Source organism: Desulfatitalea alkaliphila (genome assembly GCF_022968795.1).
Taxonomy (GTDB): domain Bacteria; phylum Desulfobacterota; class Desulfobacteria; order Desulfobacterales; family Desulfosarcinaceae; genus Desulfatitalea; species Desulfatitalea alkaliphila.
On sequence record NZ_JALJRB010000093.1, the window covers coordinates 1 to 535 of the forward strand.

A 535-nucleotide genomic window follows, 5' to 3' on the forward strand; every position below is an offset into this window, starting at 1 on the left:
CCAGCTGCATTGGCCGAGATAGCAATTGCGATAAAGCATATGTCTGCCTTTTGTACGGGTACTCGGGAGGTTTTGAAAATCCCGATGAAAAAATTTTCCGGTTGCGATCATTTTTCGCTGAACATGACACCATTGTTGCGCTATGTGATGATAGCGAAAGGACAATGGCATGCATCCAGGAGAAAAGCCCTACAAATTTTGCGGCCGAGAGATTTCTGCTCAGGAGGTGGCGCTGATCCAAGAGGTTGTCAGCACCTGCGAAGGTATCAGTCGCAACGAATTGGCGCATACTATCTGCGAACTGCTCGACTGGAAAAGGCCCACCGGCCGGCTCAAGTGGCCCGAAGGCCTTCAATTCTTGGAACGGCTGGAAAGTCAGGGGATTTTGGCGCTTCCAGCCAAAAGAGCGTCGGGCACGCCACGACCGCGCAAGCGCGTATCGGCCCCGGAGCAAGCCGCCGCTTGCAGCGAGCTTGCCGGCAGTGTGAAACAGTTCACCCCGATCAAAGTGGAGATTGTGCAAAGCCGGGCCCAG

The 535-nt window shown here is 54.4% G+C and carries 1 pseudogene; it reads left to right on the plus strand.

Features of this window, described 5'->3' with window-relative positions:
* Positions 1 to 169 precede the first annotated feature (169 nt).
* A pseudogene (locus MRX98_RS21885) lies at positions 170 to 535 on the plus strand (hypothetical protein); the annotation flags it as partial.